The following is a 25,242-nucleotide window of genomic DNA, read 5'->3' on the forward strand; positions in this document are numbered from 1 at the left end:
TCAGCATGACAAAAATCTTGTTAGTGGATGATGATGTCCAAATCGCAGAACTGATTGATGTGTATGTAAAAAATGACGGGTATCACACGACGATGGCAACCGACGGGGAAATGGCGCTTGACTTGTTCAACCAAGAATGGTTTGACTTAATCATTTTAGATTGGATGATGCCTCGGATGGATGGGCTTGAATTTTGTAAGCGGGTGCGCCAGACGAGCCAAATTCCGATCTTAATGGTCAGTGCCAAAGTGGGTGATATGGATAAGATATTGGGATTGACGACGGGAGTCGATGACTACATCATCAAACCGTTCAATCCGCTCGAGTTGATGGCACGTATTAAAGCATTGCTGCGTCGTTCAAACTATAACCGACCAAGCGAGTCCTCAAGTGTACAAGCTGGCCCTTTCCTCATCGATCGAGCCAGCCACACCGTCATGATGCAAGAGCAGACGATTCGATTGACTGCACGTGAATTTGAGATTTTGTATTTACTGGCGAAACATAAAGGCCGGGTGTATAGCTCTGAAGAAATATTTGAGGCTGTCTGGCAAGAGCATGGGGTCGGGTCGAACCAGACGGTGATGGTTCATATCAGTAACATCCGCGAGAAATTACATGCTGTCGTGCCACATGAGGTCATCATTCATACGGTGTGGGGAGTGGGATATAAAATTGAGACATAATATCTGGCGCGTCATCACGTTCATCCCGATGTGGAAACGTCTGCTGTATGTAGTTATTGCTTTCGGGGTCGCCACATTGAGCGGTATGCTGTTACTGCCTGTCGTCTGGTACTTTGAAGAGTCATCACGATTTATGGAGAGTCTGATCATCGTGTTGTCGTATTTCCGTGAAGGTGTGTTCTTCCTGTTTTATAGTTTGATGGTCGCCGTTTGTCTTGTGTTGATTTATCAATATGAGCGTAAACGATATTTACAGTTTCACATTGAGCGGATGACTTCACTTGTCGAAGAACTCCACGCCGACCGTGATTCGGTTGAACCATCTGTCCCGCCAGAGCTAGAACGATTGATGGCAACCGTACGCGCCATCTCGGACAGTGCGGCAAAAGCGGAGCAGGAAGTGCTTCAAGCGGATCGGTTGAAACATGAGCTCGTGACGAACGTCGCCCACGACTTGCGCTCCCCCCTCACGTCAATCACGGGTTATCTTGACTTGATTCACAGCGACCGTTACCGGGACGAGGTGGAGTTGCGTCATTACATCCAAGTCATCCATGAGAACGCGACCCATCTGAAAGGCTTGATTAACGATATCTTTGACTATACATTTCTGCAAAACGACCGGATCGCCCTCCAGACAAGCGAGGTCCGTCTCGATGAATTGCTCAATCAGCTCATCATGCAGTCGACGTTACGTCTCTCGGAAGTTGGAATGGAAGCTCGATTCAGCTCCTCAGCCGAACGTCCCATCGTGGAAGGGGATGCGTTGAAGCTCGTCCGTGTGTTTGAGAATATACTCGAGAATGCGATTCGTTACGGGCGTGACGGAACGTATATCGATATGTTCATCGATGATACGGATGAAGCGGTCCTTATCAACATGACGAACTATGGCGAGGAGGCCATCCCCTCCCGTGACATCCCTTACGTGTTTGAGCGATTTTTTAGAGTGGAACAGTCACGTGCGCATTACACCGGTGGATCAGGTCTCGGTCTCGCCATCGCCAAGTCCATCATCGATTTACACGAGGGCGAGATTCACGTAACGAGCCAACCAAGAGAAACAACGTTCACAATCATTCTCCCAAAAGTCTCTCCTCATGCTGTTCATGAGAAAGCATGACCCGTGTGACCTACACGCGCAATGCTTTTTTCGTGCTCACGCAAAAGATGATCAACTTCAAGCTCATGATTGTGCGATTGCATGAAGACGATATAAAAAGACAAGCCCAATCGCACTACGCGACTGGGCTTGTCGATAATCGGGCGTTAGCCCGGTGTTTTCATATCTTCCTCTACCGTATAGCGAGAGAACCATTGCAACATGGCTTCTGCCTCTTGCTTCGGGATGTCCTCGATCATCTCATTCGACAACAAGCCACCCCGTGTCGAGAACAGGACGTTACATACATCGAAACGGCGTTGGAGCGGTGTCTGAGTCACTTGGACCTGTTCGATTCGCGGCTTGTCCGTCAAGAATGAACTGACGTTGAAGGCCCCGGTCCGCAGCTCAATGAACTGACCATTACGAGCGTAACGCGTCGTCACATAGCTCAACAGTCGACCGCCGATGATGATGGCCCACAGCAGGACGAGCCACCAGGCGTAATCGCGGAAGAAGTACAGAACGACACCCGAGACGAGGATTCCGACCCAGCTGATGCGTAGCAGTTTGACCCAGAGCGAACGTTTTGGCAAGCGATGAAGCGTGTCAGACCACACGAACTGGTCGAAGTGCTCGTTTAACACGGTCATCGCCCGCTCCCGTTTCACGAACGGGAGGATGGTTGACGACTCGTCTTTCAAGTCGTCCATCGTCCCGGCCGCGACGAGTTCGACACCTACGATGTTGAACCAGCGCCGGATGAACGTCTCTTTGACCCGGACCGCTTGAATCTTCTCGTATGGGATCTCTTTGGCGGAACGGTTGAGCAGTCCTTTCTCAACGCGGATGCGGTCCCCGCGTCGTTCGAGCCGGAAATTCCCGTACTTCAAGAAGTTGATGACCATGCCGATGACGACCGACAACATCAGGACCGACAAGACGAGCAGACCGATCGCGATGATTGACGCGTGGACGACCCAATCGCCGATCGTATCGAACGTGCCATCGAGATTGATGAAGTCATCGATCGACGAGATGATTGTCGAAGCGACCGGGAAGATGGCGAATACCGATAGTGACGTCAACGAGGCGATGATGATCTCTCTGGTCGAGAGGGCGTACAGTAAACGGCTCGCCGGTTTTTCAATCACCACCTGTGTTTCGGTCGCGTCTGTCTCCCCTTCTGCCGGTACGTCGGTTTCGGTCTTCCGGTGACGGACCTGGTCGAGGATGTCCTCGAGCCGTTTTGCCTCATTCGGGAAGACGCCCGACAATTTGAACGAGGCGTCGTCACTGTTCGCGTTCGTATCGAACGTCAATTCGACGACCCCGAGCAGCCGGTACAGGAATGGGCTGTTCGAGTGGACGCTCTGAATCTTATGGAGCGGCAACGACTTCTCTTTCTTGATCCAGTTACCGTCGATGACATATACCGTCTTCTCGTCGAGCGCATAACGGAAGTTGAGCCAGCCGAAGAACTTCTGCAAAATATCGAGCAAGAGGAACAGCAGAATCCCGACGCGCAGGATGATACCGAACGTCGAACTCCAGTCATTGTTGATGACGAACAACAACACGAGCGGGATGATGAACGACTTGATGACCTCTAAGACACGCAACAGCAAGACGCGACTCGGCAGGCGATGCCATGTGAGGGCGGCTTCCGTCATATGACATCCTCCTCCTCGATGCGGGCATAGACCGCAATCTGTTCACGGAGCGACTTCGCGAACGATTCTTCAATCGCGTAGATGTCATGTGACCCGGCGGCCGTACCGATTGTGATCGTCTGCAGACCGTACTTTCGAAGCAGCGGTCCTTGTTGGGCGTGGACGTATTGTACTTTCGTCATCGGGATCAACACATCGTGCGTCGTGATGATGCCGTGATGCAGGCGAATCTCGAGTGGTTTCACGTCATACGTGAATCGTTCTTGTTTCCACTTTTGGAACCAGATGAGATCAATCAAGCTATAGACGACATCGATGACGACTAGCACGATCAAACCAATCTGTATCCAAGTTGGCCAGTCGAACCAGTAAGCGGCCGCCACGAGAGCACCTGTGACAAGAAGTCCGATGAGATAAAAAATCGCACTTGATAACCGGAAGACGGCACGTGCCTCGATTGGAAGTGTGCCGCTGATTCGTTGTGGTGTGACACCTTCTTCAGGTGTCGGTGTTGTTTCTGACATGGTGAATCCCCCTATCGTTCTTATGTATCTGTCTTTATTTTATACGCTGAAGCCACAAAAAAGTTTCGTATTGAACGAAAACAAGAAACGAGCCGAATATCGGCCCGATTCTCAGTCTTCAAAAAACCACTTCTTACGTGGTTCCACTTTTAGGTTGTCTCCGTGTTTCTTCATTTCCGTGACAAGATAGCGTTCGAGTTCATTCATTGCCTTGACCCAGTCGGTCATCGTCGCCACGAGCGGCACGACGATGAGAATGAGTTCTTCCTCTTCTTCTCGCATCCTCTCAATCATTAACTTCGCAAAGTCAAAGTTCTCATGGATGAGATCCTCTTCCCGATCGATGAGGTGCTCGTTCTCAAGCTCGTAGGCTGAAAACAGACGCTCATGTCGACGCAACAAGTGACGAATGTGGCGATACAGCTCTTCGCTCAATTGTGGAGGAAGTTGTTCAATCGTATGAAAATCATGATCGAGCTTCTCGATGACATGGAGCGCGGCACGGTTCGTCTCAATCATTTTAGACTTCAGGACAGCTCGACGAAAGATCGGGGTCTTCTTCTCAAGCCATCGATTCGCTTTAATTTCTTCTTCAAAATAGGCGTACGTTTGTTTTGAGTCGCTATGCAACTTCTTCGTCTCAGGTAACGATTCGAATGAGGAGCGCCCACCCTCTGTTTCCGCAAATAACCGTGCGATCCGAACAACCATTTGAAATGTGTCGGTGATTTGTGCTTCGAGTTTCCGCTCGTAGCGAGGTGGGAACAATAGTGCATTCACAATCAATGCGACCGTAATCCCCATCATAATGAGTAGGTAACGTTCGCCCGCAAACACCCACATCGGCATATCCGACTGGCTCGCCCCTTCCATGATGAGAATCGTCGTCAAGATGACGGTCCGTGTCGTCGATTCTAAATTTAAAAAGAGAAGAATGGAGATCGCGATGATGATGACGAATCCGATAGCGATTGGTGTCGGATTCGGAGTGAGTAGCAGAAATAAGACGGAGAGTAATGCTCCAATCAGGTTCCCTTTCATCTCTTCAATTAATCGTAGTCCGGTCTGATAGACAGACGGAAGCAGTGCGAGCGATGCGGCCAGTGCCGGGACGACGATTTGTTGGAATTGAAATGCCTCGGCAATCAGCAAGACGATTGCGACCGATAGTCCGGTCTTAATAGTTCTAGCCCCAAATTTCATGTAGTGGTGCCTTCCTCTCTTACACCTGTCATATGTATTTTTTGCCTTCTTCTTCAATTCTAAAACGTACCATATTCTTTTCAAGTGGAAATGAACCATTTCAGGCAGTTTTGTGAACGCTTCCGTGTTATGATGGCGTTGGATATTTCTTTCATCTTGATGGGGAGGGGTTTACTTGTCAACAATTGCTTTATTTGGTGGAAGTGGCCGTACAGGGGAACGGATACTTGAGCGTTTATTGAATCAAGGACATGACGTCAAACTTTTAACAAGACATTCAATGGATTCTAAGGAGGGTGTCAACCAAATCATCGGAGACGCGACGAACCAAGCAGCAGTACTAGAAACGGTTCGATCTGCAGACGTCGTCATCTCGGCGTTAGGGACGGACAAACAAAACGTATTGTCTACATTCACACCACTCGTGATCGAAGCGATGAAACAATTTAACGTAACACGCATCATCACGGTCGGGACCGCCGGCATCTTACAGGCGCATGATAGCGACAACTATCGCTTTGAAACGAAAGAATCGAAGCGTACGATGACAACCGCAGCCGAAGATCATGCCCGCGCTTATGAGTTATTACGGGATTCAGGTTTAGCCTTCACGATCATCTGTCCGACTCAACTGATCGATGAGCAATCGGACGGAGACATCATCATCTCAAAAGAGGTATTAGGCACGAAACAATCAGGTCCAATCTCGAGGAACGATGTCTCCGATTTAGCGATGGATTGTTTAACGAATGATGCATATGTCGGACACCGTGTCGGCATCACGACGGAATCATAATTAGGGGATGGGAAACATGCACGAACAACGAGAACAATTAGCACGACTCGCTTTAACGTTTGAACAAGAGGAGATGACGGACGCTGCACGACTCGCTCGGACAGCCCTACAAAAAGTAACGAATGAAGAAGTCTGGATTGCCGTCTGTGGTCACTTCTCAGCCGGGAAGTCGACATTGCTCAACGACTGGCTAGAGGACGGATTCCTTCCGACAAGTCCGATTCCGACGAGTGCGAATATCGTCACATTACGAGGTGGCGAATCAGCGGCATCTGTCGCAATCAATGATACGGACTGGATTTCATTAGACACTTCTTCCCTATCAAATATTAGTGACTATTGCAAAGTCGAGGAAATTAAGGAAGTCGAGTATACGATTGACCGATTCCCGTTTGATGAACACGTCGTGTTGATGGATACGCCAGGGATTGACTCAACGGATGAACGACATCGCCAAGCGACGGAGCGCTCGCTCTTCTTGGCCGATCACTTGTTCTTCATGATGGACTACAACCATGTCCAATCGGAACAAAACATCGGACTGATGAAACAATTTAGCCGGGAAGGTCGTCCCTATTCCATCATCATTAACCAAATCGACAAGCATGATGAGGATGAGCTTTCCTTTGTGGACTTCAAAGCCTCATTGACGAAGGCGTTCCGTCATCATGACATCATACCAAATAACACGTTCTACATCTCACTTCGTGATTTGAAGCATCCACATAACGAAGTCGAGCGCTTGCGGTCGTATGTGCGACAAGTCATCACGGACTCGAGACAGCAGCAAGTCAAGCATGCGGATGCATTGATTCATACGCTAGTCCGCCGCAACGAATCATCGATTCAATCGACGTTGGATCAATTGCCAACTTATGAAAAGAGTCCGAAGGAAATGCAGTCACGTCTACATCGCCTTGAGAAGAAACGGGCATGGTGGACATCATTCCGTCGCGAATTTTTCAAACATCAGGCACCAATCGTCGAAAGTGCACCGATCATGACTTATGAGTTCCGTGAGTTATTACGCTCTTATCTCGAGAGTTGTTCTCCTTCTTTCAAGGTCGGACTATTGTTCTCGAAAGAGAAGACGAAGCAGGAACGAGCTCGTCGTGAGGAAGTGGCCGCCAAAGAGTTCAACCGTCTGATTGATATGAACTTACGACCGCACCTCGTGAAGTACGCGGAAGACATCATCCGAGATTTGAAACTTCCAGAGACCTTGCTACCGAAAGGCGATGTCCTCCCGATTGCACCGAGCTCACTCATCACCGAACAAGTGAAATCCGGCGCATCACTCAGTGGTGACACGGTGTTACAGTTCAGTCGTGACATCGAGACGGCCCTTGCGTCATGGGTGACGAAAGTATCTGAACCTTGGGTCCATTCGACGGATACGTACATGAAAGCGGAAGTCGATTTACGCTTGGAACAATTTACGACTGAAGAGGAAGCGTTGTATGAAGCGCTCGATACGGAAGCGTTACGGATTCGTCTTTCGAACCGTCTGAATGCTATCGGTCAATATGAAGCGTTGCAATTTGATTCAAATCGGTTAGATCAGTTGGCCGTTCGAAACTATGTTGATGCAACGTATCTCCCCGAAAAACAGTCGAATGTTGTTGAATCAGAGGTTGCATCGACGTCGATTTTGGAAGATGATTATCATTTATTTGATTTTGATTTTGATTTTTCTTATGAAAATGCGGTATGTGAAATATTAGAGGATCATCCGTTATTCCGCTCCCGTGTCTCGACATTACGCAAGAAAATCGAGCGTGCGAAGCATGAACAGTACACGTTCGCCATCTTCGGAGCATTTTCGGCTGGAAAGTCCTCGACTCTCAATGCGCTATTCGGTGAGACGGTATTACCGACGTCCCCTAACCCGTTGACGGCATCCATCACAAAGATCGTCCCGCCGAACGGACGGACAAATCGAACGGCATCGATCACCTTCAAATCACACGATGAACTCGAAGAGGAGTTACAAGGTTATGGGACTTCCCTCGCCTCTCTCGATGTCGATCACCCGTTCGTCAATGCCGTAAAATCGGCACCGCTCGAGTACCTCGGACGAACGGAAGTCGTCGACTATGACACGTTCTGCGCATTCGTCGCACAAGAAGAGAAGAGCTGCATCGTGAAAGAGATCGAACTTTATCTCGACTCACCGTGGGCAGATCGTGGCATCGTCTTCGTCGATACGCCGGGGGCCGATTCACAGTTCAACCGACATAGCGAGGTCCAATTCGGTTATATGCGTGACGCGGACGCCGTCTTGTTCGTCACCTATTACAACCATGCGTTCACCGAAGCAGACCGGGAGCTCGTCATTCAGCTTGGCCGTGTCCAAGGGACTGGTGATCACGAGATGTTCTTCCTCGTCAATGCGTCTGACCTTGCGACAGATGAAGAAGAACGGGATGCTGTCACGGACTACGTGGCACAACAGTTGACCGCGCTCGGTGTTCGGAGACCAAGCGTTCTCCCCATCTCAAGCCGAAACGCCATGCACGGCGATGATGCTGGGTTTGACCGGTTCGTCTCAACACTTGAACGCTACGTCGACAAAGACCTTCGCCTCGCCAACGCGATGCGCATACAGGAAGAAACGACAGCGCTACTCGCTACATTTGATCGTGTATTGAACGAAGCGAAAGAAGACGCGTCGGCGAAAGAACATCGTCGCCAACAATTGATTGCTTTACTCGAGAACCCACCGGCACTCGATATGTCAGCACTCATTGACCTGTTTGATCGGGAAGCGAAAGAACTCCTCGCCCACCTCGAGACGCGTTCGCTCCTCCGCCTCTCGGACTTCGTCAAGGAGACGTTCCATCCGGTCGAGGTCGACGGATCGAGAAAGAGCCTGGAGCGCGCACTCGGACGTACACTCGACAAATACGCCTACGATATCCAGCAAGAGCTCCAAGTGTTCCAGTATCGGTTGGAGCGATATGTTAAACGCGAATTCGTCGCCTTGGTCGAACGGTTGACCGAGCGTCATGCGTCGCTCCTTCCGACGCTTGAATTTGACCATGACCTCGACGTGGCATGGTTACGAGAGGCTGTCGAACCGATTCATCTCGAGACATCACCTTATCAGTCGGTATTGAAGCGCTATAAGAATGCGAGTCAATTTTTCGAGGGAGACGGACGGACGCAACTGAAGGATGAGTTGACCTCACTGCTTCGCGATATGATTCGGTCGCGTCTTGAAACGATTCATACGAAGCAAATCGAACGGGCTAACACGGAAATCAGTAAAGCTGAAGTCGAGAGTGAACGAGAGTGGTCGACTCAATTGAAAGAACTTGCCGATGCAGAGCTCAGCATGTTGACGGACAACCATTCCTTTGATGAGATGCATGAACGTCTCGAATCGCTCAGAAAGGAAACGGTATGAACACATTACTGCTCATCGGACTCATTCCCGCTGTCGTTATGACGATTGTTCTGGGGCTGTTTCTGAGATATCTCTATTTGAACAAAGAATAACGGGAACGGTCCTCGATGCGCACATGACATCGAGGACCGTTTTAAGTTTGTATTTATTTGTCTGCTGGATAGACCACGCCAAGCTGTGTTCGAACGTTCGTCATCACATCAGCAAGACGAATCATGTCATTTGCTGAATGTACAACTGTTTCCGAAGCACTAGCTTCGATCGCACGGACGAACGCTTCGATCTCATAGGACATCGGAGCATTCTGTGATTCTGATACGATTTCTGACGTGCCATCTCGCAACTCTAGACGGACTTCATCACACGTCGCAATATCGTCGATGACGATGCGTCCTTTTTCCCCGATGATCTCAGAAGGAGTCGATGTCGCATGAATCTTTGAATGCATGATGATCACATCCAAATCTTCATAAGAGAGAATGACCGTTCCGCTCCCGTCCACTCCAGATTCCAGCTTCACACCGCTCGCCTGGATCTCATTTGGTTGACCGAACAGTTTTAAAGCAGGACCAAGGAGATACACACCAAGGTCCATCAACGAACCGTTCGAGAATGCAGGATTGAACGTATTCGGGTTCTCACCTTGTTTATAGAGCTCATACCGTGAAGAATACTGTGATTTATTAAAGACGGCCCGACGCACCGGAGCAATTCGCTCCATCGCCTGTTGAATCCTCTCAAAATTCGGCATGAACAAGTTTCGAAGTGCTTCAAGTAAGACGACCTGGTTCTCCTTCGCGACTTCAATCATACGAGTGACTTCCTGGACGTTCGAGGCGAGCGGTTTTTCACAGAGGACGTGTTTGCCATGCTGCATGAATAAGATGCTCTGTTCGGCGTGAAGTGAGTTCGGGCTCGCAATATAGATGGCATCGATGACATCACTCTGAGCCATTTCTTCAAGTGACGTGAACGTATGTAAGATGGAGTGATTTTCTGCGTATTCTTTAACACGTGATTCCGTGCGCGAGTAGAGTGCTGTCACTTCTACGTCATCCAACTGATTGATTGTGTCAATAAACCAGTCTGTGATGAAATTTGTACCAATGATGCCGAAACGAATCATGTGAATTCCTCATTTCTGTTCTTTCAGTTTTTTGATGAGTAAAATTTCATCCAATAATGGAATCTTATCATATCCGACATGTGGGATTGTTGCTTTCAGTTTTCTTGCCCGCGTCACCGCATCATGAATGATTCGTTCTAGACGATAGCCACGACGTTGATAAAAGCCAAGCGCTCTCAAATTATCATTGGTTGTGATGACGATTAATTGCTTAACTCCGTGCTGCATACCAATTTCTTCAACAGCATGGAGTAAGTGAGAGCCGATCCCACTATTCTCTATCAGACTATCAAGAGATATGATTTCTACTTCTTCATCCCGAATAACATACGTAACAAGACCGTGAATTTGATTTGTTTTCATGTAGACAAATCCTTCGAGCTCTGCACAATCGTATGTTCCCGAAGAAACGACCATTTGAGTTGAACCCCAATGTTTAACAAAAAAATAGCGAATATCTTCTTGCATACTAGTATTGATTGGTACAATCATTTAGTTCATCCCTGTCTATATATGATTAAAAATACGGTATTCGAAATATATTGCAAGCTAATATACTCTCTTATTATTAGTTTCATTCTGAAAGACTTCGGCACGTCTCTTCTCCTTAAACGGCGAACGATAAATCTTTTCCTCATTTCCGACATAGGCTACACCGTTTTCAATAGTCAACGAGGAACAGTCAAAGAGATGACGTGGCATCGGATAAGAGTCAATTCCGTCCACTTGGACATGAACGAGACGACCGTCGATTGAAGAGATGACCCACACCCCCTTCTCTGATGCACACATCACGTCACAATCATGAAGGACCGGGGCATTTCTGACTTCTTGATTATAGTGAAAACGTACGGCTCCCTCTGTTGAGAAGCAGACGAGTGCCTCGGTCGAGACCCCTTCTCCAAAGATACCCTCGTTCCCATACCCGATCCAGATTCCTGTTGCATTTATCACAACCGCTGCAATCGCGTTACCTGCGTGAAAGGAATGTTTGATATCTCCGTCTGCATCTAGCACCCAAGCATTGATTGGTTCTCCTTCTAACGTAAACGCCCAGATGAACAAGTGATTCTCGTCAATGATTCGAATACCCGCCACATATTCATGACGTTTAAAGTCCATAATCAACCCATTCCAATGGATGTAGAATTGATGATTGGTCTTGACCAAACGAGCGGAACCATTGACTTGCGCGTATCGGAATCAACCACCTCTATTTCATCGTTCATACACTATCACCCCTCACCGTCTTCGAATCGCTTAAACTCCAACGCTGCTCGAAATCGTCTAGATTCTTCATCACTCACCACTACATCCATATATCTTGATTTCCAATATGGGGAGAGGTCCAACTCGTCCACACCGATTCGCTTGAACCAATCCAACACCGTCTCATTCGATTGATGTCTTGAGGCAATCGGCAAGTCCAGATTGAACTGGATGAGCGCATTCCGAACCGCATTATCGGTCCATTGAACCTCTTTGGATTCCACAAATCCATTTGCTTTAGCCTTACGCTCTCTTCGTTTTACGGCGTCACTCGAGAAATCAATAGTCGAGATGACACGCTTTCTTTTCCGTAGCATGCTGAGCGTCAAAATCAGGAGAACAATCAACCCCCCAATAAGGAACCATAACCAGTATGAATTTCCCGACTCGGTTACTGTCCCTCCTGTTTCGAACGTATAGTCTAAAAAGTCATTCTTCAAGAATTGAAAATCCTCATCATCTTTCAGACGAAACTTCCCTCCATATTCACCTCTGCTGGTTCCGTCCTCTCCAGAAAAGAGAAGCACGATCCCACCTTTTGTCGGGTCGTGAAACCAATCCCAAAACAGTCGAGCCAAATAGATGAATCCAGTCACCAACATCAAACTACCTAACATGACCATCAATAGTCGGATTGTATATCGCATCGTAACCTCCGTCACACATTATGTACTATCGTATCACGACATACAACGAATTGTCAGAAAAATCCAAATAAAAGGACCGAAAGATTTTCGGTCCACTATTTTACAAAATTGCTTCTGCGAGCAGACGGTCGAACTTACGCACGTCCACTTTCTTGTTCAAATTGATTTTAATTGTACCGGCGCGAGTGAACAGCTGGACTTCGGAATTAAAGTCGAACATCCTCCCCGCATTCTCCGTCGAGTACATATTAATCGAATCGTACGGAAGCGAGTAGACCTCAATTTTTTTACCCGTCAGTCCTTGTGCGTCACGGACAATCAGACGTTTGTTCGTGAAGACGGCGACGTCACGGACAGTCTTATAAGCCGCGACCGCCCGCTCCCCATCGATGAATGACTCCGTGATATCACTCGGCACCTCACATTCGGAATAAAACGTCCAAGATAACTCTCCAATCGGGTTTCCCATATTGATTCCTCCCTGAATAAATGACATGTACTACCACCTATATTCCACATTTTTCGTTTGATTAGACCTTGAATGGGAAGATAGTGTATAGCAACTTGATTGTAGAGGAGGACGTCGTCATGATCGCGCAACAAATCATCACATTGCTACTGATTGGCTATCTCATTTATTTGATTGATTCCAAACGAAATTACTTCCCTGTCCCGGTCATCTTGGTCTTGATTGGGATTGGTCTCTCATACATCGCCTTTTTGATTCGGTATTCATTTCAAAAGATATAATCTTCGAGGTGTTCCTACCAGCACTTCTGTTTACATCGGCTTATCAGTTCAAATACAAAGATTTGAAAGACAATATCGGGATCATCACGATATTGAGTACGATTGGTCTTGTCTTGACCGCCATCCTGATGGGGTATGGCACGTTTTGGATCAGCGAGCTCTTCACCCCGCTCAGCCTGACCGCCTCTTTCTTATTGGCGTCCATCTTGATTCCGACCGATCCTGTTTCCGTGACAGCCATTTTAAAACGGAGTAAAGGGGAAAAACGGATTGCAGATGTTGTCGAAGGTGAATCGATGGTGAACGATGGGACGAGTGTCGTCATCTTCACGATTTTCCTCAGTATGTTCGCGACAGGAGAACAGTTCTCCACGCTCAACTTTTTAACTGAATTTTTAATTGTGTCAGCCGGAGGAATCGGCATCGGCTTCATTTTTGGATTATTACTTAAAAAATTGATGATTGTCAGCTTTAAAAAGCATGAGCTCGTCATGTTGACGATCGTCATCGCATACGGGGCATTTTATCTCGCCGACGCGCTAGAAGTATCGGGGGTCCTTGCGACCGTCACAGCCGGAATGATGCTTTCTCATGAGCTCGGCATGAAAGAGGACTACGAATCGGTCCAGCTTCACTTGAATGGATTTTGGAACATTGTGATTCCCATGCTACTCGCTCTCTTGTTCTTGTTGATTGGAATCGAGGCGACCAGCTATTTGTCTGTATCGCTCTGGACGTTCGCTGTTCTTTTATTCTTGCTTTCGCTTCTGACCCGGTTCATCGTCGTCGGCGGTCTCGTTTATACTGTTCCTGTATGGCGTAGAGAATTTAAAGACGATTTAACGGCGACTTCATTACTCACGTGGTCAGGAATTAAAGGAACGATGTCGATCGCCCTCGTCCTCTGGCTAGAGGCAGAGAACATTAACGGCTCGAGCGAAATGATATCTCTCGCCTTTGCCGTCATTTTACTCTCTCTGATCTTACAAAGCATCGGTGTCTACCCATTAACGACCTATTTAACGAATAAACATGACGAGTGACGAGACCCTTTCTTAGAGAAGGGTTTTTTTACATTCTGAAATTGACATCGCCCACTTTTAGTGTAAAATTACACTTGTAATATACTAGGAGGTGATTCGTTGGAAAACACTTCAACACCATCCGCTGCCATCTCTACGGGGATTGTGACCGTCGCGCTTGCACTCATCGCTTCGTTTCTGACTCCATCGTTCTTGAAGGTTGGCATCATCTGGGATATTGTTGCGTTCTTAGTCATCGGGATTTCGACATTCAGTTTTACATACCATTATTATCAATCAAAACAATTGACCTACTGGCAATACATTTGCTGTTATGTTATCGTCTGTCTCTTTTTATTCACCGTGTTTCTCGGAATCTCATGGTTACTGATTTTCATAAGCTCGGCGACGCTCTGAGTCGAACAAACAGGAAGGAAGAACCGATTATGAAAAAATCCGAATTTATTGGACAAGTCTCTCGAAAAATGAAATTGATTCGCATCGAATCCCAGTATTCACAGGAAGAGATGGCGAACTTACTTGGGATTTCAAAAAAAACACTCATCCAAATCGAGAAGGAGAGAAATGAAGCAAGCTGGTCGACGATTGTGACGCTATGCGCGCTGTTCAATGAAAGTGAGATTCTCGTACACTTGATTGGCGACGACCCCGTTGAATTCGTCAAACTGATTGCAACCGAGAACACATACGAGCCGAAAGAAAAAACACTCGGCGGACGTGTCTTTTGGCATGCGATCAAAGAGGGGTCCCACTTCATTCTTCAACAGAACATCATCAGCGGACATTACCGCATCATCGATCTCGATCATGTGAGATGGTACAGCACGTTTGATGCGGAAGATGCCGAACAGGTGCGGTTGAAGTTGGAACTTCATCGTGAGGAATCAGATGACACGAAAGCATAAAGATTTGATGATGGCTTTCTGTCTAATCGTCATAACGATCGTCTACTTTTGGCTGATCCCAAACATCGCGTATGACTACATTTGGTTCGTTGGCACAATCATTTTACTCGTACTCTCGTCTTTATCAATCACGCGCTTGATTCAATCATACCTTCCACTTTCTTTGATGAAATTCGTCCTGATTAGCGTGAATTTTTTCCTTGTACTCTGTTGTCTGTTGATTATCCTATTTTATGTCGTATCGCTTTACCAGATGAACCATTTGTGACGAATTGGAGGTCTTTGTATGCGATTTTATGTCGGTTCAAGCTTTTCAAATATCGAAGAAGTACGTTTCATCCGTGATCATCTGGTTGCGTTCGGTCACACCCATACATACGACTGGACCCAAAACGAACGTGCCGCTTCAATCGATGCGTTACGTGCGATTGGCGAAGAAGAGGTTGCTGGAATTCAACCAGCGGACTTCGTCGTCATCCTCTTGCCTGGAGGAAAAGGCGCACATGTAGAACTCGGGATTGCTATCGGGACGAATAAACACGTTTTCCTATACGATTTGGGGGATCAGATGATGAATATGGAGGAGACGAGCACGTTTTATCATGTGAATGCGGTACAACGCTTGGAGGGACCGTTCTACGCCCTCCCCTACCAAATTCAAGATCGATTGAAGCTCTCTAATCACGTTTGAGCTGATGCCCTTTGTTCTCACGGAATCGAGCCGGGTTGTAGCCTACCCATTCCGTGAAATGCTTGTTGAGTTAATCTATATTTAATAGGTACTTAGATTAATCAATTCTACCCAATTGCATCGCCAAATGTTGAATTTCAGCATTTAAGAAATCAGTCAACTCGACTAATTCTTCCTCAGATGGAAACAAGGATACGCCTGCTACTCGATAAGTATCAGGAATCGAAGCAGTACCACCTAAAGCTAATGCATTCTTATATTTGTTCAGAGTGTCCACTGGATGTTGCCTATACTGCATATACATGCGAAGTGCAGCAATCTGAGCAAGCGCATATTCTATGTAATAGAAAGGTGTTTCAAAAAGATGAATCACGCGCAGCCACTCTTTTCCTTTCAAATCACTCACATCGCTCCAATCAATCAAATCAGTCTCATATTGATCGACTAAGCGTTTAAATATTTCATCAAATGTGTCCACGTTCTTTTCTGAATCATATAGATGATGTTGAAATTGGTCCACGATGAAAACACTTGGTAAAAATTCGATGATTAATCGAAACTGTTCTAGTTTAGCTTGAATGAAAGCTCGTTCATCTGAAAAGATTTTTGTCCATTGGTCCATCGAAAATAGCTCTAGTGACATGGCTGCGAATTCACCGACTTCAAACGAAATGGTCTGCGCTTCGAAAAATAGGTGTTGCTGTGAGAGATCATGGTGGATGGCGTGACCCATTTCATGTATTAACACAATGTAGTCATCAAATCCACCGAATCGGTTCATAAAAATGAAAGATGACCTTGAGTCGGGTAAAGATTCACAAAATCCACCTTCCGCTTTATTCGGTCGAGGCGTTAAATCGAGATGGCCCTTCGCACAGATGTCCCTAAAAAGCTTTTCAAAGTAGGGATCGATTTCATTCAAGATTCGTTCCGTTCCACTGATTAAGTCATGGAACGAAACGGATAAATCGTGATGATTCGAAAAGGGAGAAATGAATGAATCCCATGGCGAAAGTTTCGATTTCTTCAATTCCTTTGTCTGTAGTTGCTGGAACGAGCGGCGAAGTTGCTCAAAATGTTTACTCACTTGATTCGCAAATCGTATACAATCCTCGGCGTCATAATCTAAACGTCCTAGCTTCATGAAGGCTAGTTCACGATAACTCTTAGCGTTTAATCGTTGTGCCTGATGTTCCCGATTTTGAATAAGACTTCTCAAGCATTCAGTGATGTCAGCTTCTGTTGAGACATACGCTTTATAAATGAGCGTAAAAGCCTGTTTTCGGATGGATTCGTCAGCATCATATAGGTCTCCTTGAAGTTCCGCAATCGACTTAGAATCATCTGTCGGGTCAGTCAATTGACCGATTGTTTGCAAATATCTCTGTATGAGTTGATCCTCTTCAATCAATAAATCAACATTCTTTTCATGATAAAGATTCATCCGATTTCGCATGAGGCGAGTGACATGATGCTCATCCTCTATAGACTGTAAGGTAATTCGTGAAACATGTCTTTTTAGCTCATTGAGTGCAGGTTTAATCACGGTTTGAACATGATGTTGTCTTTGATTGGCTTCTTCGCAATCGCTGTGTCGCTGAACGTCAATATAGCTCTTCGTGACGTATTCATCATATTTCCCAATCAATGCTGAATGTTTCGACATGAAGCCATCTAACTCTTTGAAATCAATATTATGAACAGTCGCAAGTATTTGGTTCGTCTCTTTTATTTCTTTAAAGTTGATCAACACTGCACCTCGATTCTTAGTTAACTTTCCTATATTATGGTTATAACCGAAATTATTGTTTCCAATATTTTCACAATATGCTATTCTTACAAAAATGATCTGACAAACGCGATGAAGAGAAGAGTACATCCATGAATCTTTCTTAGAGAACCCCGTCCGGTGAAAAAGGGTAAAGAGGATGGATCGAAACAAGACTCCGAGCAGCGCTATGGAACTCATCTCGAGGGATATGGCGACGGGCACTCCCGTTATAGAGTTGAGGTATAGTCCGACTCGTTCGGCAGTACCGAACAAGGTTCGTACGGTGACGTGCGGACGAACAGGGGTGGCACCACGATAAGAATCTCGTCCCCAAGACTTCGTTCTTGGGGGTGGGATTTTTTTGCGTTCCGAAAGTGATCAAAAATAGAAGGAGTGATTGACTTGAACTCGTTTCGAAAAACCTCTACGCTACTGCTCGTTAGTGTCGGAATCTCAAACTTTGGTGCCTGGATATACTTCATTGCGCTCAACTTGATTATCTTAGAGATGACTAGATCCCCTTTCGCCGTCTCGATTCTCTATGTATTAGTCCCGCTCGCCTCGCTCGTCTCGAATCTTTGGTCAGGTAGCCTGATTGACCGGGTCGATACGAGACGACTGATGATGTTACTGGATGGTCTGCGTGCGTTCCTCGTATTCAGCTTAGGCTGGATTGATTCACTGTGGCTCATCTACGGGATCGTCTTTCTTCTCAATGTGATGAGCTCGTTATTCGAATCATCGAGTCTGGTCTACATGACGCAACTCGTACCTGCCTCGAACCGACAAAAGTTCAATGCGATGAAGAACTTTGTACAGTCATCCGGGTTTATTCTAGGTCCGACGATTGCAGGACTGCTCTTTCTAGTCGGGAGCCCAACATTTGCGATTTTCGTGAATGCGTTCGCACTCATCGTCTCGGTCAGTATGTTGTCGCGCCTTCCGTCTCATCATCGAACAGAAGCGTCGATTGAACCATTCTCTGTAAGTTTCATTATCGAGGATTGGAAAATGGTCGTACGATTTGCATCAAATGCCAAATACGTGACGCTCATCTATGGATTGTTCTGTGTCATGACCATCTTCATGTCTGGGCTCGATTCCTTGGAGGCGTCATTCGCGACCCAAGTTCTTCACTTGTCTGAGAGCCGATATGGGTTTCTCGTCAGTATCGCTGGGATTGGGATCATCTTTGGATCACTCATCAATTCAAGATGGAGTCATCGCTTGTCCTTATCGTTTTGTATCGGATTCGGGGCGATCATGACACCAGTCGGCTATCTCCTATTCGCAAGTTCATCCTCGTTCACAATGGCTTCCATCGGATTTTTTGTCCTGACATTCGCGCTTGCCTTTGCAAATACAGGATTCTTATCATTCTATCAACACCATGTCCCGGTCGAAATCATGGGTAGGTTCTCTGGCGCTATCAATGTGGCAGAGTCGCTACTCGTCATCCTACTCACATTTGGGATTGGACTCCTTGCCGACATGGTTGGGATTCGCCCGGTCTATCTCGCATTCTCGATTATCTTCTTTCTTGTTGGTTGTTACACCATACATGTCATGCGCGACCGTTCGAAACGGGAGTATTTCAATCACAATCAAATCGAAGAAGTGTCTTAAGTCATGAGCCGGTCGTTTTTATGCGACCGGCTTGTTCGATTCGATGAATCGCTTCGATGATTGTGTCTGGTCGTTGTAAATGAATTTGGTGTCCTGCCTTTTCTGCGATGATGAGTTCCGATTGATTTGATAATCTCAACTGTTTATGGATCAGATCATGCCATGTCTCTTCTAGCAAGCGAATTTCAGCCTCAGGTAACCCTCCATTTATCCCTTCTTCAATCATCGCTTCAGAATCTCGACCGATGACAATTAACGGGATTGATGAAAAGGTACCCATTTGTTTGATGATTGAGGCATCGTCATGCCAAAACGATTCTTCTTCCAACATCGTTTTATACAACTGAGGAGATTGATAAAAACGCTTGAGACGTGCGAGTACATCTGATGATAAGCCTTGTTGTTCGAGTGAAAGTTCTGGCTGATGGAGTCGCTCTAATTCTTCTTTCGATAGATTTGAATAAGAACGACACATCGTCCGCCAATCTTCATCTGAATACTGACCATCCATTATAGGCGTTTCTAACTCATCTAATATTGAAAGGTTATGGGAAGTGGAATCAACGAGTACGACTCCTACTACTCTATCCAAAATAAGTTTGGCCATGTGTTGCGCGCACAGACCTCCGTAAGAATGACCGACTAATATGATTGGTTGTTTTAGCTGAAGGGCATCCAACAATTCTGTACATTCAAGAAGATGAGATGACGTTCGACTCGAGCGCATATTTATCTCGCTCTCACCATAACCTGAGCGATGATAAAGCAATACTTGATACGACTCGCTTAATTGTTCAGAAAGAGAAACCCACTCTTCGAATGAACCTCCCATTCCTGTCATCACCACGATGAGGCGTTCCCCGGAACCGAATAATCGATATTCCATGTGATATCCATTGACTTCAATCACTCTATTCATACACTCCACCGTTTAATCAGCTCAAGATCCTCTGGAAATGCAAGTTCCAATCGCTCTATTTCATGAATCGACCACCAATTGACTTCATCAATGTCCGAGTCGATAGTTGCGGTCGCCATCCGCTCGTCACATGTTGCCAAAAAATAGTGCGTTTCGACTTGATAACTTGAGATGATGGCTCGTTTGATATGTAATCGCTGATTAATCGAAATGCGATAGCCCGTTTCTTCGAACACTTCACGCCGACAACACTGTTCCGGAGTTTCTCCGTCTTCTAGACCACCTGATGGCAAACTCCATTGTTGTATGTCACGATTCTTTACGAGTAGGACTTCCTGCTCTTCGTTGATGCATAAAGCAGCTGATCCAATCCATTGTTCCATAGTCTTATTACTCCTTTTTCAATTTTCTGCTTGCAGGTGACGTTAGGTCACCCGATATGATGGGTCTACAACTACATAAGGAGGAAATACGATGTTGAATCAAATGCAAAAGAAAACAACTCCCATTTGGACATGGAATCAGTTCGCAATTACGATGGTTCTTCTATTCGGAGTGACGCCCCTACTTATCGAGCGACAATTACACAACTTTCTAGAACAGTCATGGGGAAACACCCTCTATTCAGGAACAAGTATCGGCCTGTTATTAGCCATAATATTTATGACTGTCCTCTATCTCGTCGCAATACGTCCTCAAACCCTATCGCTGGAAACGTTAGGACTTCGCCGTTTTCCATTGAAAGATTCGGGCATCATCTTTCTATGGACAATTGTGCTAATTGTACTCAGTATTATCATCGTCATAGTCCAATCATATTTCGGTATCGGTACGTCGAATACAAAAACAGAGAGTTTACAAAGTGACTTGTCGATTATCTCCATACTGATTGCGTTTGGATCGGCGGCTATCGTTTCACCGATCTATGAAGAAATCTTTTATCGTGGGTTCTTGTACCGCTTCTTTCAAGAACGGTTTGGGGTTGGGATCGGGATGATCGTAAGTGCTGGAATATTCACTCTCGCTCATTTACCGACGACAAACACGTTACTCGTCAATTTTGTATCGGGACTAGTGTTCGCTTGGGTATATGAACGGACTAACTCTATCTATTCCAGCATGCTCATCCATGGCACCTTTAATGGGCTAGCCGTTCTATTGACTGCATTGGCATGAGGGAATCAGTCTGCTATTTCTTGATATAGTGAATCAATATAGGCAAGAATCGATGCATCGATTGGATACAGTCCTAATTCATTCGATGCGTCAGTTGATTTTCGAATCTTCCAAAATGATTCAATCAATTGTTGATTGTCTCCAAATGTCTCGTCTGTTAACCAAGTCAAATCTTCTTTAAGAATTTGGGCTTCTTTTGAGGAAGGGGCGACCCCACGTTCGATTAGAATTTCGGATCTCCGAATCAAGTTGATCCACTTTTTCGTATCAAGCTCACCGTCTTCTAATTTAGGTAAACTTGATTGCAATGAATCAGACTCTTCTTCCGTAAAATAGTCCGTCCATTGTTTCCGGTCATTTGATTTAGCTTGAATAGTTTGCAGTTTCATCCAATCGATTTTTTCATTTTCAAGCTTCATGGATTGAAGGAGCGTGACCGTATAGTTCTGCGCCTGCTTCAATTCCTCTATCTTTTCTTCTAACGAGGACAGATGAGCGGACAAGATGCTTGTAAGGGATTCTTCATCTAAGATTCTCCGAATCTCATCGAGCGGGACGGTCATCGATTTTAAAAGCATGATTTTTTGAAGTCGAAACATTTCGTCATCACTATAAAATCGTTTCTGCACATCGTTCGTATACGAGGGGGTGACCAAATTGATTTGGTCATAGTATCGAAGCGTACGCACAGACACGTTCAGTTTTCTCGCGACCTCTCCCGTTGAATAGTGTCTGGTCAATTTTTGACCCTCCTAACTACATATGACGTGTATGTATGAATATCTTTTGAACTGATGAATCCCTTCATCCTAATCTGAAAATGAAATTCGTGGTACATCCCCATCCATTCACTAATCATTTCTCGAGTGAACATCTACGTCATCCTTTCGTGTCCCAATCAATCGATAGTCGTCTTGATTCTGAATGGCATCGAGAACCCCTTCTACAATCTCGTCGTGTGTCAACCAACGGACAGATGCCATCTCATGCATTTCACCTAATTGGACTTGTCGATATGTTTGTTGTTCATTGAGACATAGCCACCTCTTCTCATATTCCGGATTCGCCCGGCTACCTAAAATATGTATCACCTCTGAAGTTTCCGAATGATCCAAAATGAGTTGCATCGCTCTCCCTGAGCCACGATGCACCCAGGCGATAACTCGATCAAACGGACCGTTTTGTTGAACTGCATGCTGCAGTGCGCTTGAAAGTGCTTCTTCCTCGCGATAATCAACAATCAGTGGATGACACGTTTCAGGATTTCGTTGTACGATGCTTGCCATTTTTTCTTTATCTCGTCCGATGACTGTGACATCCTGTTCAATTGCTAAATAAGATGTAGGTTCGGCCAACATCCCTGTCCCTCCGACAATCAACATATGTTTTAGATTCATACCACCACCTCATTTTCCATTATACACCAATCATTCATTCTTCATTTCCTATAGAAGTGTTCGGAAACATTCACGTCTTTTCAAAAATAAACCTTTCATAATCGAGTGAATCACTTATAATGAATCAAGTGTTCAAATCGGTTTGAACAATCACTATTTTGGAAAATGGATAATAGTGTAACGATTTCAATTTATTTCTTTTAAGAGGAGGACACCTATGAGACATTGGACAACGAGTTCACTACAACTGATTGCACTCATTGTTGTATCGTTGGCATGTAGTATTCTATTTTCCTCTCTGCTGATCATGAATCATCTACCTGTTTGGTGGATGATCTGTATTCCGATTCTTTATCTTTCAACGTTGCTCATTTATCGCGGGTCTGGTGTACTCATTCTGTTAGGATTCGCTGCTTACTTTTTAATCACGATGCCTGTGTATGAGACTGCCGCTACTGCGCAACTATACATTTTATTACTATTAGCGATTTTGACGGGGTTGTCTTACTGGCTCCAAGTCAAGCTGTTTCATGCCCAGTTTGCACTAAAGGTTGCGGAAGCGAGAGTCAGTCAGTTGATTGCGGTCGACCCAGAGACTGGTTTTGATAACCGAGATCGGTTTTTGATGGATATAGAGGCTGAACGGAATCGGTTGATTCGCCACGGGGAAACGTTTGTGGTGTCATTCATCACATTACCGATTCTTGATGATTTTGAAAAACGGTATGGTTCATCCGAGTATGAATGGTTCTTGAACTACTTTAGTGATGAACTTCACGAAGCGACTCGACGAACAGACAAGAAATATCGAGTTGCGCAAGACACATTCGCTATGATTTTCCCTCAAACGTCAATCGAAAATGCACAAATTGTACATGAACGAATCAGACCACTACTCCTAGAGTATTCACGTCAGAGCGGAGATTCGCTCACAGTTGAATGCTCAGACAAATCGTTTGAAGTGAACTTAGAGAACGCATCCATTCGATTAGAAGAAATTCATCGGTATATAGAATCTAAAGACTAAAAAATGAGTTCCTTCGTGAACTCATTTTTTGATGGAGTGAATATGAAATTCGAGTTTCTCATCCATTTCGACGATGTATTGTTGATCAAGTACCATCTGAATCGGGCTCGGAATCGACAATTTTGGTGAAAAGAGCCAAACGCGCCCTTGAGGTACAAGCAGCATGTATGTATTGTGATTTGGAGGACCCATGAAATTTAAATGACGGGGGTCAATTGAGTTCCCATCTCGCCGTCTAACTCCAATTGTCTCAAGCGCCTTCGCGACGAGAGACGGGTCTTCTACCGTCAAACTCATCTCGCCGATTCCAAGAAACTCATTTGACGAAAAGGACTTGATGTTACTTTCCGGATTAATCGAATGTCGAGCAATCAACTCGATGACATTCTCGTCCGCGTCGTAAAAATAAAGCGATGATGCATCGATCCCTTCGAAATAGATTTCATCCTCCCCATCCTCGGTCAAAAGCGGGACACGTGACATGATCCATTCCTTCGCTTCTTTGAACCGGTTAGCCTGAATATTGATCGCGAAATGGTATTGTCGCTCTTGCTCCGTTACAGCCTCTTGAAATATCAAGGTATCTTCTCCTAATTCGATTTGAAATCGGGTCGAATCTTCTTCACCAACGGATAGTCCAAGCTTCTCCACATAAAAACGTTTCATTTCGTCGAGCCGGTTCGTATAGAGCGTGGCTTCTGTGATTCTCATAAAATCCCTCCTCGTATTCCTCATGTTCTTGCTTATCTATGTGACTTGATGGCTCGCTTGTATTTTTGGTATTCTGCCCAACTCATATTCATTCCTAGTAAATCAGAACAACAATCTTCTTTCCACGTAATCGGATTGAAACCAGTCTTTAACGCTACGTCACTCTTGCCTGAATCATCAAAATTCAGAGTCAATTGAGCCACACCTTTCTCCGTATAGGTTTTAGCCAATCTCGGATTATACCGGCTGTATTGCTCACCTAGAGAAAAATATGGCTGTACTGCCCACGGACATCGCTCAATTGCCATTTGAAGATATTCGCGCTCTTTATGTCGTAGCACCTTTGAAACGCTTAGACAAATCAATGCAGAAACTTCAGGTGTTGCTACTTCAATCAATCGATTCGCCACTTCAATGACTTCCTCGTCTATCTCAAAATCATTCCATCCCATATCATATAATGCCAAGGCAAAATAGAAGGGTTTATCTGGATGGTATGAAAAGGCGGTTCGGCAAAATGCATTCACTCGATCATAATCTTCAATCCGATCCAACCGTTCGTAACCAATAAGCAAATCCCAGCGATATGATTCGGTCGGATCGAGCAGCACATAGTCAATTAACAGCTGCTCGATGTCCGGAGTGTCGCCCATGAATTGTTCAAGTTCTTTGAATCGTTTGTCGTGAACAAGTAACTCGATTCGCTCCAACATCTTCTGCTGAATCGAAGTGAGCGCTTGATTTCCTGTATACAAATCGAAAATCAAAGATGACTTCAATTGACTCACCCT

Annotated in this window: 28 protein-coding genes and 1 other annotated feature; of the genes, 13 read left to right on the top strand and 15 right to left on the bottom strand. The window is 45.6% G+C overall.

The features are described from left to right. Positions 1 to 5: 5 nt before the first annotated feature. Together KNO69_RS06665 and KNO69_RS06670 are read left to right on the top strand one after the other, a co-directional pair. Positions 6 to 686 carry a response regulator transcription factor gene (locus KNO69_RS06665; RefSeq protein ID WP_214816917.1) on the top strand — a complete coding sequence of 227 codons (681 nt, stop codon included), beginning with the start codon at positions 6 to 8 and terminating at the stop codon, positions 684 to 686. Beyond that, positions 676 to 1,809 (top strand): sensor histidine kinase, encoded by a 1,134-nt coding sequence (locus KNO69_RS06670; RefSeq protein WP_251030097.1) that lies wholly within the window; start codon positions 676 to 678, stop codon positions 1,807 to 1,809. The genes KNO69_RS06665 and KNO69_RS06670 overlap by 11 nt, the downstream gene beginning before the upstream one ends. Positions 1,810 to 1,955: 146 nt before the next feature. On the opposite strand, the gene KNO69_RS06675 is transcribed toward KNO69_RS06670, so the two are convergent. The 3 genes from KNO69_RS06675 to KNO69_RS06685 all read right to left on the bottom strand — a co-directional run bounded on the left by KNO69_RS06675 (position 1,956) and on the right by KNO69_RS06685 (position 5,188). Next, on the bottom strand, positions 1,956 to 3,461 hold the full coding sequence (locus KNO69_RS06675) for a PH domain-containing protein (protein WP_214816919.1): 1,506 nt from the start codon (positions 3,459 to 3,461) through the stop codon (positions 1,956 to 1,958). After that, positions 3,458 to 3,985, bottom strand: coding sequence for a PH domain-containing protein (locus KNO69_RS06680; RefSeq protein WP_214816921.1), 528 nt, complete (start codon positions 3,983 to 3,985; stop codon positions 3,458 to 3,460). Before KNO69_RS06680 ends, KNO69_RS06675 begins: the two co-directional genes overlap by 4 nt. A gap of 111 nt (positions 3,986 to 4,096) precedes the next feature. After that, positions 4,097 to 5,188, bottom strand: coding sequence for an FUSC family protein (locus tag KNO69_RS06685; protein WP_214816923.1), 1,092 nt, complete (start codon positions 5,186 to 5,188; stop codon positions 4,097 to 4,099). Positions 5,189 to 5,363: 175 nt separating this feature from the next. On the opposite strand from KNO69_RS06685, the gene KNO69_RS06690 reads away from it, so the two are divergent. Continuing rightward, a complete protein-coding gene (locus KNO69_RS06690; protein WP_214816925.1) occupies positions 5,364 to 5,984 on the top strand; it encodes an NAD(P)-dependent oxidoreductase in 621 nt (206 codons plus the stop codon). Positions 5,985 to 6,000: 16 nt separating this feature from the next. Then, complete coding sequence (locus tag KNO69_RS06695; protein WP_214816927.1) at positions 6,001 to 9,393, top strand: dynamin family protein; 3,393 nt, start codon at positions 6,001 to 6,003, stop codon at positions 9,391 to 9,393. A 145-nt stretch (positions 9,394 to 9,538) separates the two neighbouring features. Here KNO69_RS06695 and KNO69_RS06700 read toward each other — a convergent pair whose 3' ends face one another. The 5 genes from KNO69_RS06700 to KNO69_RS06720 all read right to left on the bottom strand — a co-directional run bounded on the left by KNO69_RS06700 (position 9,539) and on the right by KNO69_RS06720 (position 12,904). After that, entirely contained in the window at positions 9,539 to 10,519 is a 981-nt protein-coding gene (locus KNO69_RS06700; RefSeq protein ID WP_214816929.1) for a Gfo/Idh/MocA family protein, read from the bottom strand. A 9-nt stretch (positions 10,520 to 10,528) separates the two neighbouring features. Then, positions 10,529 to 11,011 carry a GNAT family N-acetyltransferase gene (locus KNO69_RS06705; RefSeq protein ID WP_251124879.1) on the bottom strand — a complete coding sequence of 161 codons (483 nt, stop codon included), beginning with the start codon at positions 11,009 to 11,011 and terminating at the stop codon, positions 10,529 to 10,531. A 57-nt stretch (positions 11,012 to 11,068) separates the two neighbouring features. Next, a complete protein-coding gene (locus KNO69_RS06710) occupies positions 11,069 to 11,641 on the bottom strand; it encodes a hypothetical protein (protein WP_214816931.1) in 573 nt (190 codons plus the stop codon). Positions 11,642 to 11,754: 113 nt separating this feature from the next. Continuing rightward, complete coding sequence (locus tag KNO69_RS06715) at positions 11,755 to 12,435, bottom strand: hypothetical protein (protein ID WP_214816932.1); 681 nt, start codon at positions 12,433 to 12,435, stop codon at positions 11,755 to 11,757. Between the two features lie 100 nt (positions 12,436 to 12,535). Further along, positions 12,536 to 12,904: a PH domain-containing protein gene (locus KNO69_RS06720; protein ID WP_196431838.1), complete on the bottom strand. Its 369-nt coding sequence runs from the start codon at positions 12,902 to 12,904 to the stop codon at positions 12,536 to 12,538. Positions 12,905 to 13,023: 119 nt separating this feature from the next. On the opposite strand from KNO69_RS06720, the gene KNO69_RS15320 reads away from it, so the two are divergent. From KNO69_RS15320 to KNO69_RS06745, 6 genes are all read left to right on the top strand, one after another. Next, positions 13,024 to 13,185: a hypothetical protein gene (locus KNO69_RS15320; RefSeq protein ID WP_251124880.1), complete on the top strand. Its 162-nt coding sequence runs from the start codon at positions 13,024 to 13,026 to the stop codon at positions 13,183 to 13,185. A gap of 8 nt (positions 13,186 to 13,193) precedes the next feature. After that, a complete protein-coding gene (locus KNO69_RS06725; RefSeq protein ID WP_353047480.1) occupies positions 13,194 to 14,228 on the top strand; it encodes a cation:proton antiporter in 1,035 nt (344 codons plus the stop codon). Positions 14,229 to 14,327: 99 nt separating this feature from the next. Further along, a complete protein-coding gene (locus KNO69_RS06730; RefSeq protein WP_214816935.1) occupies positions 14,328 to 14,624 on the top strand; it encodes a hypothetical protein in 297 nt (98 codons plus the stop codon). Positions 14,625 to 14,653: 29 nt separating this feature from the next. After that, positions 14,654 to 15,133, top strand: coding sequence for a helix-turn-helix transcriptional regulator (locus KNO69_RS06735; protein ID WP_159562284.1), 480 nt, complete (start codon positions 14,654 to 14,656; stop codon positions 15,131 to 15,133). Then, positions 15,117 to 15,401, top strand: coding sequence for a hypothetical protein (locus KNO69_RS06740; protein ID WP_214731426.1), 285 nt, complete (start codon positions 15,117 to 15,119; stop codon positions 15,399 to 15,401). Before KNO69_RS06735 ends, KNO69_RS06740 begins: the two co-directional genes overlap by 17 nt. A gap of 18 nt (positions 15,402 to 15,419) precedes the next feature. Then, a complete protein-coding gene (locus KNO69_RS06745) occupies positions 15,420 to 15,824 on the top strand; it encodes a nucleoside 2-deoxyribosyltransferase (RefSeq protein WP_214816938.1) in 405 nt (134 codons plus the stop codon). Positions 15,825 to 15,921: 97 nt separating this feature from the next. Here KNO69_RS06745 and KNO69_RS06750 read toward each other — a convergent pair whose 3' ends face one another. Next, positions 15,922 to 17,574 (bottom strand): M3 family metallopeptidase, encoded by a 1,653-nt coding sequence (locus KNO69_RS06750; protein ID WP_214816941.1) that lies wholly within the window; start codon positions 17,572 to 17,574, stop codon positions 15,922 to 15,924. Positions 17,575 to 17,676: 102 nt separating this feature from the next. Further along, positions 17,677 to 17,930: a binding site (T-box leader), on the top strand. Between the two features lie 58 nt (positions 17,931 to 17,988). Here KNO69_RS06750 and KNO69_RS06755 point away from each other — a divergent pair. Beyond that, positions 17,989 to 19,221, top strand: coding sequence for an MFS transporter (locus tag KNO69_RS06755; RefSeq protein WP_353047481.1), 1,233 nt, complete (start codon positions 17,989 to 17,991; stop codon positions 19,219 to 19,221). A gap of 1 nt (position 19,222) precedes the next feature. Here the strand turns inward: KNO69_RS06755 and KNO69_RS06760 are convergent, their stop codons facing one another. Continuing rightward, positions 19,223 to 20,140 (bottom strand): alpha/beta fold hydrolase, encoded by a 918-nt coding sequence (locus KNO69_RS06760; RefSeq protein WP_214816946.1) that lies wholly within the window; start codon positions 20,138 to 20,140, stop codon positions 19,223 to 19,225. After that, a complete protein-coding gene (locus tag KNO69_RS06765) occupies positions 20,137 to 20,523 on the bottom strand; it encodes an NUDIX hydrolase (protein ID WP_214816947.1) in 387 nt (128 codons plus the stop codon). Before KNO69_RS06765 ends, KNO69_RS06760 begins: the two co-directional genes overlap by 4 nt. A gap of 91 nt (positions 20,524 to 20,614) precedes the next feature. Between KNO69_RS06765 and KNO69_RS06770 the strand changes: the two genes are divergently transcribed. Continuing rightward, positions 20,615 to 21,316, top strand: coding sequence for a CPBP family intramembrane glutamic endopeptidase (locus KNO69_RS06770; RefSeq protein ID WP_214757035.1), 702 nt, complete (start codon positions 20,615 to 20,617; stop codon positions 21,314 to 21,316). Positions 21,317 to 21,321: 5 nt separating this feature from the next. Here KNO69_RS06770 and KNO69_RS06775 read toward each other — a convergent pair whose 3' ends face one another. Together KNO69_RS06775 and KNO69_RS06780 are read right to left on the bottom strand one after the other, a co-directional pair. Continuing rightward, positions 21,322 to 22,056: a MerR family transcriptional regulator gene (locus tag KNO69_RS06775; RefSeq protein ID WP_214816950.1), complete on the bottom strand. Its 735-nt coding sequence runs from the start codon at positions 22,054 to 22,056 to the stop codon at positions 21,322 to 21,324. A 111-nt stretch (positions 22,057 to 22,167) separates the two neighbouring features. Next, entirely contained in the window at positions 22,168 to 22,713 is a 546-nt protein-coding gene (locus tag KNO69_RS06780) for a Rossmann-fold NAD(P)-binding domain-containing protein (RefSeq protein WP_214816952.1), read from the bottom strand. Positions 22,714 to 22,930: 217 nt separating this feature from the next. Between KNO69_RS06780 and KNO69_RS06785 the strand changes: the two genes are divergently transcribed. After that, on the top strand, positions 22,931 to 23,740 hold the full coding sequence (locus KNO69_RS06785) for a diguanylate cyclase domain-containing protein (protein WP_214816955.1): 810 nt from the start codon (positions 22,931 to 22,933) through the stop codon (positions 23,738 to 23,740). Positions 23,741 to 23,761: 21 nt separating this feature from the next. Here KNO69_RS06785 and KNO69_RS06790 read toward each other — a convergent pair whose 3' ends face one another. Further along, positions 23,762 to 24,451, bottom strand: a complete 690-nt coding sequence (locus KNO69_RS06790) for a glyoxalase (protein ID WP_214816958.1) — start codon at positions 24,449 to 24,451, stop codon at positions 23,762 to 23,764. Positions 24,452 to 24,483: 32 nt separating this feature from the next. Further along, positions 24,484 to 25,239: a hypothetical protein gene (locus KNO69_RS06795; RefSeq protein WP_214816961.1), complete on the bottom strand. Its 756-nt coding sequence runs from the start codon at positions 25,237 to 25,239 to the stop codon at positions 24,484 to 24,486. Positions 25,240 to 25,242 lie beyond the last annotated feature (3 nt).

The sequence above is a fragment of the Exiguobacterium sp. s131 genome (assembly GCF_018617345.1).
GTDB classification, from domain to species: domain Bacteria; phylum Bacillota; class Bacilli; order Exiguobacteriales; family Exiguobacteriaceae; genus Exiguobacterium; species Exiguobacterium profundum.

What these genes read in the sequence shown, in the direction of transcription:
- KNO69_RS06780 (WP_214816952.1), bottom strand. Translation starts at nt 22,713, where the DNA reads ATGAATCTAAAACATATGTTGATTGTCGGAGGGACAGGGATGTTGGCC.
- KNO69_RS06695 (WP_214816927.1), top strand. Translation starts at nt 6,001, where the DNA reads ATGCACGAACAACGAGAACAATTAGCACGACTCGCTTTAACGTTTGAA.
- KNO69_RS06680 (WP_214816921.1), bottom strand. Translation starts at nt 3,985, where the DNA reads ATGTCAGAAACAACACCGACACCTGAAGAAGGTGTCACACCACAACGA.
- KNO69_RS06740 (WP_214731426.1), top strand. Translation starts at nt 15,117, where the DNA reads ATGACACGAAAGCATAAAGATTTGATGATGGCTTTCTGTCTAATCGTC.
- KNO69_RS06735 (WP_159562284.1), top strand. Translation starts at nt 14,654, where the DNA reads ATGAAAAAATCCGAATTTATTGGACAAGTCTCTCGAAAAATGAAATTG.
- KNO69_RS06700 (WP_214816929.1), bottom strand. Translation starts at nt 10,519, where the DNA reads ATGATTCGTTTCGGCATCATTGGTACAAATTTCATCACAGACTGGTTT.
- KNO69_RS06745 (WP_214816938.1), top strand. Translation starts at nt 15,420, where the DNA reads ATGCGATTTTATGTCGGTTCAAGCTTTTCAAATATCGAAGAAGTACGT.
- KNO69_RS06765 (WP_214816947.1), bottom strand. Translation starts at nt 20,523, where the DNA reads ATGGAACAATGGATTGGATCAGCTGCTTTATGCATCAACGAAGAGCAG.
- KNO69_RS06760 (WP_214816946.1), bottom strand. Translation starts at nt 20,140, where the DNA reads ATGAATAGAGTGATTGAAGTCAATGGATATCACATGGAATATCGATTA.
- KNO69_RS06715 (WP_214816932.1), bottom strand. Translation starts at nt 12,435, where the DNA reads ATGCGATATACAATCCGACTATTGATGGTCATGTTAGGTAGTTTGATG.
- KNO69_RS06790 (WP_214816958.1), bottom strand. Translation starts at nt 24,451, where the DNA reads ATGAGAATCACAGAAGCCACGCTCTATACGAACCGGCTCGACGAAATG.
- KNO69_RS06685 (WP_214816923.1), bottom strand. Translation starts at nt 5,188, where the DNA reads ATGAAATTTGGGGCTAGAACTATTAAGACCGGACTATCGGTCGCAATC.
- KNO69_RS06675 (WP_214816919.1), bottom strand. Translation starts at nt 3,461, where the DNA reads ATGACGGAAGCCGCCCTCACATGGCATCGCCTGCCGAGTCGCGTCTTG.
- KNO69_RS06710 (WP_214816931.1), bottom strand. Translation starts at nt 11,641, where the DNA reads ATGGACTTTAAACGTCATGAATATGTGGCGGGTATTCGAATCATTGAC.
- KNO69_RS06705 (WP_251124879.1), bottom strand. Translation starts at nt 11,011, where the DNA reads ATGATTGTACCAATCAATACTAGTATGCAAGAAGATATTCGCTATTTT.
- KNO69_RS06720 (WP_196431838.1), bottom strand. Translation starts at nt 12,904, where the DNA reads ATGGGAAACCCGATTGGAGAGTTATCTTGGACGTTTTATTCCGAATGT.
- KNO69_RS06785 (WP_214816955.1), top strand. Translation starts at nt 22,931, where the DNA reads ATGAGACATTGGACAACGAGTTCACTACAACTGATTGCACTCATTGTT.
- KNO69_RS15320 (WP_251124880.1), top strand. Translation starts at nt 13,024, where the DNA reads ATGATCGCGCAACAAATCATCACATTGCTACTGATTGGCTATCTCATT.
- KNO69_RS06770 (WP_214757035.1), top strand. Translation starts at nt 20,615, where the DNA reads ATGTTGAATCAAATGCAAAAGAAAACAACTCCCATTTGGACATGGAAT.
- KNO69_RS06665 (WP_214816917.1), top strand. Translation starts at nt 6, where the DNA reads ATGACAAAAATCTTGTTAGTGGATGATGATGTCCAAATCGCAGAACTG.